General features: G+C 57.9%; 7 protein-coding genes and 1 pseudogene. 2 read left to right on the top strand and 6 right to left on the bottom strand.

Annotated features, from left to right (window positions below):
- From CXY71_RS21630 to deoD, 3 genes and pseudogenes are all read right to left on the bottom strand, one after another.
- Window positions 1-252 (bottom strand): annotated as a pseudogene (locus CXY71_RS21630) (hypothetical protein); the annotation flags it as partial.
- A 1,028-nt stretch (window positions 253-1,280) separates the two neighbouring features.
- Window positions 1,281-2,678, bottom strand: coding sequence for an MFS transporter (locus tag CXY71_RS00945; protein ID WP_104133857.1), 1,398 nt, complete (start codon window positions 2,676-2,678; stop codon window positions 1,281-1,283).
- Window positions 2,679-2,693: 15 nt separating this feature from the next.
- Window positions 2,694-3,404: a purine-nucleoside phosphorylase gene (deoD, locus tag CXY71_RS00950; protein ID WP_104133858.1), complete on the bottom strand. Its 711-nt coding sequence runs from the start codon at window positions 3,402-3,404 to the stop codon at window positions 2,694-2,696.
- 119 nt (window positions 3,405-3,523) lie between these two features.
- Between deoD and CXY71_RS22500 the strand changes: the two genes are divergently transcribed.
- Together CXY71_RS22500 and CXY71_RS00960 are read left to right on the top strand one after the other, a co-directional pair.
- Complete coding sequence (locus tag CXY71_RS22500) at window positions 3,524-3,877, top strand: GntR family transcriptional regulator (RefSeq protein WP_368665845.1); 354 nt, start codon at window positions 3,524-3,526, stop codon at window positions 3,875-3,877.
- Window positions 3,878-3,888: 11 nt separating this feature from the next.
- A complete protein-coding gene (locus CXY71_RS00960) occupies window positions 3,889-4,353 on the top strand; it encodes a UTRA domain-containing protein (RefSeq protein ID WP_158252923.1) in 465 nt (154 codons plus the stop codon).
- Window positions 4,354-4,907: 554 nt separating this feature from the next.
- Here the strand turns inward: CXY71_RS00960 and CXY71_RS00965 are convergent.
- From CXY71_RS00965 to CXY71_RS00975, 3 genes are all read right to left on the bottom strand, one after another.
- Entirely contained in the window at window positions 4,908-7,187 is a 2,280-nt protein-coding gene (locus CXY71_RS00965; protein ID WP_158252924.1) for a transglycosylase domain-containing protein, read from the bottom strand.
- Window positions 7,188-7,388: 201 nt separating this feature from the next.
- Window positions 7,389-7,862, bottom strand: coding sequence for a MarR family winged helix-turn-helix transcriptional regulator (locus tag CXY71_RS00970; RefSeq protein ID WP_104133861.1), 474 nt, complete (start codon window positions 7,860-7,862; stop codon window positions 7,389-7,391).
- A 97-nt stretch (window positions 7,863-7,959) separates the two neighbouring features.
- The gene (locus CXY71_RS00975) at window positions 7,960-8,331 is read right to left on the bottom strand and encodes a UPF0182 family protein (RefSeq protein ID WP_146071643.1); all 372 of its coding nucleotides are present in this window, start codon (window positions 8,329-8,331) and stop codon (window positions 7,960-7,962) included.
- Between the last annotated feature and the right edge of the window lie 635 nt (window positions 8,332-8,966).

The raw sequence follows: 8,966 nt of genomic DNA on the forward strand, positions 1-8,966 counted from the left end.
AACGAGTTGATCCGTGTTGTGACCGAGGACGGTGACTTCCCGGAGCGTCTTAGGTGCGTCATTCTTCTCGAAAGCGTCGAAAACGACTGCTTCAGCGTCCACGAGGTCGCTCTGAATGGAAGATACGGCGTGAACTCGTCTGCTCAACACACCCTCCAGTCCGGCTCTCGCTGGCGAGTCGCTCTTGATGGCATGTGATCTGTCTACATCGATTACAACCTCACTCAACACATCGCTTACAAGATCTCTCACGACACCGCTGATGAGCGCATCATGGAGCGCCGTGGCGTTATGCCTGTTCGGCGGGCGGACTCAGGCGACGAATCGGGTGGTGCGTTCAACGAGGGTCGCGATCGAGGATCCTGACGCCGAGCCAGCGATGAGATCACCCTCCCAATTCGCCATACAGGCGCAGCCCGGGAGTCACTTGGTCGTTAGCCTCGGCGGACCGTTCACTGGGCAGCACTTCGTCGCGAATTTGACCCGGAGCAGTCAGATGTGCGGCTCGCAATTTTCGAGCTGATCGGCCTCATTCACCTTGACAAATTCCGTCGTCGTAGGTACCGGTGCAGGCGGACTCCGACGTAACCGCGGCTGTGCAGGTAGAGGCTTTGATAGATCGTCTAGTGGAATACCTGCAGTTCGTTCTGGCTGGCGAACACGACTGCCAGGTCGTCACTGATCTGCTGCGGACTCCAGTTCTTCCGCAAGCGTTCCTCAACGACAGCGGCAAGCTGCCGATCATCGAGCTTGCTGAGTTTGGGTCGGCACGCTCTGATCTCACACCGTTTCTGTGCGGCATAGGGTCGATAGTTGTGTGTTACCGGGTGTGCGTTCCGCACGCAGCTCCAGACGGATCGTGGACGCCGCTGACACGCCGCACGACCCAGATCCCGCGCGATCGCCCGGACACCAGCACCACCCACCTCAGATTCGCGATAGGTAGACGTTCGTCCTGACCGAGAAAACGTCCCACAGAGGCAACCGTCGAAACGGGTACCCGTCTGCCAGCGACTTTGACCCATCGATATCCCTGTCTGCGACCCATTCCTAAAGATTCACACGGGGCCGACGCCGACATGCTTTCCCGAATCCGAATCCGAATCCGAACAAGTTCTCATAGATCTTCATGACCAATCTCGACGCCACAGACAACACCTCACATAAACGGTGCTGTTACGACCCCTAGAAACCGTCTGACGTTTCGAAGCATGTTGAACAGAGGCCCCGGCTCTTGACCTGAGATTGGCTCGGCACGATGGCGAGCGAAATCAATCTCTTCACAATCTCGAAGTGTTCTGCTTCTCGGTGCTCTGGCGCTCCAGGATCACGATGGAGACTCGGTAGAGCACCAGACTGAAAGCAGCGACCGCCGCGAGAATTAACAACACTGATCCGTAGGAGGACGCTTGGTCGGCACCGGTGATGCCATCCAGCAGGTTGGGCTCTAGCCTCATCAAGGTTGCGGTGTAGGCGATGCCAATTGGCACGGCGATGTTGATGGTGAGGTTGTAGAAGCCGATGGCGATACCCGAATTCTCGACCGGCACCCGCGTAATGGCGGTCGAGACGAGTGGACCGTACATCAACGCAAAGCCCATCCCGAACAAGATCATCGAGATCACGAAGAACCCGATCCACGCGTCTACCAACAGTGCCGGGAGCAGCATCGAGACGATAATCCCGATCAACGCGATGGTGATGGCTTGCTTGGACGTGAGGAACCGGGCGATCTTGCCGGTGGCCGAGCCAACTATTACTGCGGCGATGTAGCCGGGGATCAGTAGCAGGGAGACCTCGCCGAGGTTGTAGCCGTAAATGTCGGAGACGAGGAACGGGAACATGAAGGTGTAGCCCAGTTGGACCGAGTAGATCACGAACACCACGATGATCATCAGTGAGTACTGGGCGTTGGCGAAGAATGCGATGGTGATCACGGCGTTGTCGTGGGTTCGAATATGCCAGACGAAGAGGATCAGTCCTGCCACGACCGGCAGCAAGTACCACAAGTTGAAGTTCTGCATGAACAAGATGATTCCGGTGGCGAACACTGCGATCAGGAAGAGCCCGAACGCGTCCACGTGGCCGGCGTTTGTCGTCTCTGCGGGAACTGTGCGCAGCACGACTGGGATGGCTAATAGGGAAAGTAACGTGATTAAAAAAAAGGCTGCCCAGCCGATGTAGGTCGCGATGAAGCCGCTGCCGACGGTGCCGATCAGCAGCGACAATTGAAAAGCCGCGGTGCTGAAGCCTAGATACTTCTTCTGCTCGTCGCCCTTGAAGTGTTTGGTGACGTAGATCACGTAGAGGGTCTCGGCGGCCGCCAAGCCGGCGGTCTGAATCAGACGGCCGACCAAGATCAGCCAAAAATTAGTCTGGAAGATGAACCCGACGATCGAACCTGCCGTCATCACGATGATCGCGAAGATAATGAGTTTCCGGATGCTGATCGAGTCAGCTAGTGCGGCGTAAACTACGGCACCGATACCAATCAGGATGCCGGCCAGGGTGGCTTGCAGGCTGACGGTGTCGACCGGCAGGTCGAGATCTTTCGCTAACGCCGGCGACAGGAACTTGAAGCCATTGTCCAGCACCAGCGAGAAGACGAAGAGGGACAGCAGAATGGGTACAGCCCGGGTTGGTTTAAAAACCTGGAACGGATCCGTAGCGTTGGTCACCGTGAACCGTGCCCATCAGACCAATTCCAACGCGATCTCGATCATCGCAGTGAAGGCGGTTTGCCGTTCTGCAGGGGTGGTCTTGGCGTTGGTGACGAGATGGTCGCTGACGGTGAAGATGCCAAGCGCATCGACGCCCGCGGCCGCGGCGTTGGCGAACAATCCTGCCGACTCCATCTCCACGGCAAGGAGGCCCATATTCATCCACTTGCCCATGGCACCGGGATCGGCGCCGTAGAACAGGTCCGACGAGAGTACGTTGCCGACGTGAGTCCGTTGGCCGCGCTTGTCGGCGATCCGCTTGGCCTGCTCTAGTAGCCGGTACGAAGACAGCGGCGCCCATAGGCCGGGCAGGTCGAACTGGTGCAGATAGTTTGAGTCGGTCGACGCGCCCTGGGCGATGACTACGTCGTAAAGGTTCATGCGCTCCTGCATGGCGCCGCAGGTGCCCACCCGGATCAGGTTCTTAACTCCGAAAAAATGAATCAGCTCATAGCTATAGAGCGAGATAGAAGGGATACCCATACCCGTGCCTATTACGGACACGGGACGCCCCCGGTAAGTGCCCGTAAAGCCCAACATGTTACGAACCTCGTTGAAGCACCGGATGTCATCGAAGTAGGTCTCGGCGATGAATTTCGCTCGCAGTGGGTCCCCGGGTAGCAGGATTGTCTCGGCAATGTCCACCCCTTTCGGATCAATGTGCGGGGTACTGCTCGTGGCCATAGTGGGAAACGGCTCCTTCGTCGTTGACGGTGATCCGGTGTTAACGGTACTTGAACTCACGTGGACTCCTTTGTCAGGATTACAGTATGAGGTTATACCTCTTGAGTAAGATGTCACACATGATACTGTCGGGGCAGCAAGGAGGTCGCGTGACGACCCGTTTGGAACCTCACCCGTTCTTGCAACAGCAACTCCACCTTGCCGTTGGCCAACCGATTCGAGTTGCCATTTATACTCGGCTTGCCGAGGGGATCCGCTCTGGCGCATTCCGGCTCGGCGAGATGCTGCCGAGAGAAACAGAGCTCTCTGCAATGCTCGGCGTCAGCCGCACGCCCGTACGCCCGTACGCGAAGCGTTGCTGCTTCTCGAAGAAGACGGGTTGCTGGTCACCCGGCGCGGAGTTGGGCGATTCGTCACGGACTCCCTTCCGCGCGGCGGGCTGGAGCAGATGCGGCCATTTGAGGTTGTCTTAGCGAACCCGACCATGACAATGACTGTGCAGCCGGTGCGCTTCGAGTTGGAGAAGGTAACAGACTTCGTATCCAACCGGCTCGCGCTCGACCCGACTGCGAACGCTTGGATCCGCGAGAGCGTCTTGCTGCAAGACGGCTCTCCCGTTGCGACTGTTCAAAAGCATCTCCCTGCTGGGCGCTATCTCAGTGATGTGAGCGTGCGAATCGCATCCGAACTTTTGGAGATCGCCGACGAGCCACGGACGCTCCTCGCGTCCATGCAGGCCAACGGTCACGTCTTCACAAACGCCGTGTGCCAGATCGTTGCTACCGATGCTGGCCCCACGCGGGCGAAACTGTTGAACGTGAAGCCGTCGGCGGCGGTCCTCATCATTACTCAGACGGCGGGGCACTGCGGAGTGCCGCTCTACGCCGCGAAGTGTGTCGTCGCACCCGGTCACGGGTCGCTGTCGATAACGCAACACAACCCGAACTAGTGCCGCATTCCGGCGGAACTGGGACGTGACTCTTATCGTCTTCGATCAGAGGCTAATCGCTCTGGTGGGCGCGGTTGACCGTGGAATCCACAGACACGTCCTACGAGCTCAACCCAACTGAAAGAAATTGAAAGGACGAGTGTAGATCAAAGCCGAGAACGGCAATCAGTGCGAGTGCGGGGAGAGAGGCGCAGTATTCGAGCGAGTTCGCCGCGATCTGACGCGTAACGACTTGGCGAGCGTCCGAGATTGGCGAGAGCCCACTGCATTAGCGGTGGGCCCTCGCTCATCACGATAACAAACGCCACTGATAACGTCATCCTAAAGCGATTCAAACGAGTTGCTCCCGGGGATTGAGCTTGGCGATTGACTGGGCCGATTGCAGGCCACCGGCGAGCTATGCGCGCAAAGCCCTGAGCGGCTGGGATTTTCCGACGAGTTCGGAGATAGTTACGAAAAATCCCTGACTACGCTACGCCCGGGGAAGGTGAGGAATCTGTCGGGGCTAATTTGTTTGGAGTGGAGAACTCCGGTTCCAACGGTACGGGCATGGGCTACACCCCGGTGTTGGAGTACACAGTGACCGTTGAACCCAGTTGCGCCCGGGTACCGGCAGCCGGATCGGAACGTATCGGTGTTCCTTCGGGTTGGTTAGCGGCTGCCTCCCCACCGTCGGTGAAGGTGAATCCTGCGGATTCCAATGTCGTTTGTGCCTCTGCCATTGATGAGCCCCGTACTTCGGGGACGTCGACACGAAGCGTGCGGAGGGCGCTGGGGGATGCGTCGGCGAAGTCGTCTCCGCCGTACTTCGCATTGGCTACGGACATGACGTCAGGCCACATCCGATGGCGGGCCGTAGCGGCGTATCCGCTGTCGAAGTAGAGAGAACGCTGATTGAGAGAGCCGGTGACGCTCACGACACCGGCCACGGTTGCCACCTCGGTGCTGGCGCCACTCATCCAGGTATCAGCGGCGTCACCCGTTGTTCCTGTTTTTCCGATCATTGGAACGCGGGGACTGGTCCGGTAGTACGACGAGCGTGCAGTGCTCTCGCTCATCACGCGCTGCATGGCATAGGCCATGGCGCCCGCGATGGCGGGCTCAACTGATGCGCTGCACTCGGATTTTGGAACGGGCAGTTCGGTGTCATCCGCACCTACGATTCGATCGATGACGACAGGTGTACAGGTCACCCCATCGTTGGCGATGCCGGCGAAAGCGACGGCCATCGTGAGGGGCGCGATGTCGTTGGTTCCGAGCACGGAACTAGCCCCTTGGCTAAGCGGATCGCCGTCGGCTCGGTGCACGTCAAAGGCTTCGGCGGTCTTCCGGATACCGCACAGGTCGAGCTCTTTCGCCATGCCCAGGTATCCGGTGTTGTAGGAATTGATGGTCGATTCGAGCGCGCTGTAATTGGATCGGTTTTGGCTCAATGAGTCGTTGCGAGGATTCCACCCTGGGTAACGCTGCGGACCCCGGCAACTGTCTTGGAAAGCGCCCCAGTGTGACGTGCGCTCAGAATCGACGCGCTCGTTGAGGGAATGCCCCTCGCTCAACCATTCGGCCAGAGTGAAGACCTTGTAGGTTGAACCGGGGTGAAAACCGCTCGAGCCCCCAGCGGCATAGTCGGTGTTGTAGTTGATCGCGGTGTAATTTGCTCCGGAATTTAGCACGGCCGGATCCTGGCTGTAGTCCTTATTCTGGGTCATGGCGAGCACCCGGCCGGTACCGACCTGAACGCTGGAAATGACGGCGCCCACGTCTCCCGCGTCGGAGACCTTGGGAACATTTTCATTCATGGTTGTCACGGCCGCACTCTGCAGGTCCAGATCGAGCGTGGTGTACACGTCGTACCCACCACGGCGAAAATTGAGCAGCCGCGTTTCTTCGTCCTCACCGAAAATGGTGTCGGTCTGGAGTGCGTGCACGACGTAGTCGCAGAAGTAGGCGCTGGCGCCAGCTGTAGCGCAGCCGGTACTGGGCGCCGTGATGATCGGGGCGATTACGGTGGCGACCGCTCTCTCGTACTGGGCCGCAGAGATCTTTTTCTCGGCGAGCATCTCCCCGAGAATGTAATCGCGGCGCACCTTATTGGCGGCATAGTCGTTGGCGGCGCCATTGGTGTCACTGTCCGGCATATCGAGCTGAAACTTTCGTGGGTTGTTCACGATCGCCACGAGGCTTGCGGCCTGCGGCAGAGTTACCGCCGCCGCGGTCGTGTTGAAGTAATGATTGGCCGCTGCCTCAATACCGTAGACCGTCCCGCCGAAGCCCGTGATGTTGAGGTACTGGCGAAGAATGTCCGCCTTGTCGTACTTCTTCTCCACGGCGATCGCGAAGCGCATCTCCCGAAGTTTGCGCTCGGCGGTAACTTCCGTGGCCGCCGTGTAGCAGGCGTCGCTTTGCGTGTGATCAGCGATGACCTCGCATTTCTGCACGAGAACGTTCTTCACATACTGCTGCGTGATCGAGGATCCTCCCTGCAACGAATCGCTGAACGTGTTGCGCACAACCGCGCGAAGGACTCCCTGGATGTCAATGCCATTGTGCTCAAAGAAACGAGGGTCCTCCCCGGAGACCGCGGCATCCTTCACGAATTGGCTGATCGCATCCGATTCGACCTCGACCCGATTCTGGTCGTAGAACGACGCAAGCAGCACGGGGGTGCCATCGCTCTGGGTGGCGTAAATGTTGCTCTTTTGTGAGAGCTGCTCGATTCCCAGATAACCCGGCAGGCTGTCGAGGACGGTGATGGTGTTCGTCGCACTCAGGCCGGCCAATGCGACGACCGGCGTGATACTCGCCGTCACGAGGATGCCTGCGACGACACTCATTCCGACAAGTCCCATGAATGCGCCGAGGGACTTGCCTCTTGTTTTCGTGGGGACAGCGAGATTAGTGTCTAAAATTATCGCTACCTCATGGATCGATTAGTCGACAAAACGGGAGGAGTACGCCTCGACCGCTCACACGCGTGACGCCGGAGTCACGGTCTCATCCGTGGTGGGTAGAGTCTTGTAAGGTCCCTTATCGGGCTAGATGCCAAGGATCAACAATTCTTCCGACGACGTCTCCCCGGCGGCCCTGGCAAAGAGTTCAAATGCGGAAACAATTGCAGACTTTTGGTCGAGCGACAAGGCGGACAGGATTTTGGCAATATTGTCGCGGCGCTGTTCGAGGGCATGAGTGACTAGGTTTTGTCCTGCGGGCGTGAGTTCAATAAGTACCTCTCGCCGGCTGGCTGGTCTGGTCGTCCGCCTTACCCAACCGGCTTCGACAATGCGATCGATGGCCCGGCTCAACGTGGAGGGAAGGACACCGATGGCTTCGCCCAGGACGCCCATCCGCAAGGGCCCCGAGGTATCTAACAGCACGAGAACACGAAACTGGGGCAACGTCACGATCTCCAGGACGCCTGCGACAGATCGAGCCACCACACCCATCAGCGCACGAGAAGCTGTCAACGCGGCGTCCGCCGCGCGAGCGTCGAAATCTTCGTCATGAATCACTTACGCCCTCTTCTCATGCAATAGTTGCAAGAACACAACAATTGCAAGTATACATTTATGGCGGGCTGGCACCCAATGTAAACCTCAATACCAAGGGCTAATCACCGGCGAACAGCCCCAACGGCCCCGGGATGGCGTACATCGCCAGTCGATGCAGCGGTTCAATGGCTTCCTGGTACCGGTTTGGTTGAGAGTTGAGCTTCGCGTACGTCGTACGCATGCGGTACGCGAGCCCAATGCTCACGACTACGGGCACAGACATCGCCACGAATCCGGTCAGGAACAGCACGATGTGAGCGATCCACTGTGTGGTCAGAACGTTGAGGAAGCCAAGTTGGGCAAACCACAAGACATCCGTATACAGCCCGGCGAAGATAAAGAACAAGATCACGAGCCCTGCGATACTCGCCGCCGTAATAACTAGCGGGGCTCGGCTTCGGATAGGAGTGCTGGACGAAGAGGAAGTCACGAATTAGCCGCTTGCTCTCAGTGCTCGGGACACGTATAACGTTATCCCGAATTTACTGATCAATGCATAACGTCAACTCTGTTTTTAGCCAGTAATACCACTCTAAGCCGCTTAAATAATTGTTATTCAAGAAAGTTATTCACTGCTCACCAAGACAAATTATGACGTTATTTGAATCATTGGATTATTCGAATTGTTTCGTCGGTAGAGCATCTTCGCAAGGTGGTGGGGATGAGGAGAATCCCGAACAGTGGCATTGGTACGCTATGGACGGCTCAGACCATGGACGGCACACCGAAGAGCGCCCGTCGCGTGGCGGGGGCGCTTTCACCGCGTCGGTATTCGTTCATAGATCGTTGGTGTTTCCACCGTTCCGTCCCGTTCCCTATCATCCCGGCACGGAGGCATTAGTTGTAGTCGTAGAAGCATCAGTGATCCCGCGAATGTCGCCGCTGATCCGTATATCTCAGTTGCTGGTGCTGTTGGGCAGGTACGGCTCAAGCCATTTCAGGCTGCCGTTTCGTATAGGGATTTGCACTGATTCGGTGTCCGCTCCCCGGAACTTGTCAAGGCGGATGAGACCAGTGGGAGTTTAGGCGGCTAGTTCGAGGCGGTCATTCTTGGTGGGTTTGTCG

It is taken from the genome of Cryobacterium sp. Y62, from assembly GCF_002929785.1.
GTDB lineage: Bacteria > Actinomycetota > Actinomycetes > Actinomycetales > Microbacteriaceae > Cryobacterium.

What these genes read in the sequence shown, in the direction of transcription:
- CXY71_RS00960 (WP_158252923.1), top strand. Translation starts at nt 3,889, where the DNA reads ATGACAATGACTGTGCAGCCGGTGCGCTTCGAGTTGGAGAAGGTAACA.
- deoD (WP_104133858.1), bottom strand. Translation starts at nt 3,404, where the DNA reads ATGGCCACGAGCAGTACCCCGCACATTGATCCGAAAGGGGTGGACATT.
- CXY71_RS00965 (WP_158252924.1), bottom strand. Translation starts at nt 7,187, where the DNA reads ATGAGTGTCGTCGCAGGCATCCTCGTGACGGCGAGTATCACGCCGGTC.
- CXY71_RS22500 (WP_368665845.1), top strand. Translation starts at nt 3,524, where the DNA reads ATGATACTGTCGGGGCAGCAAGGAGGTCGCGTGACGACCCGTTTGGAA.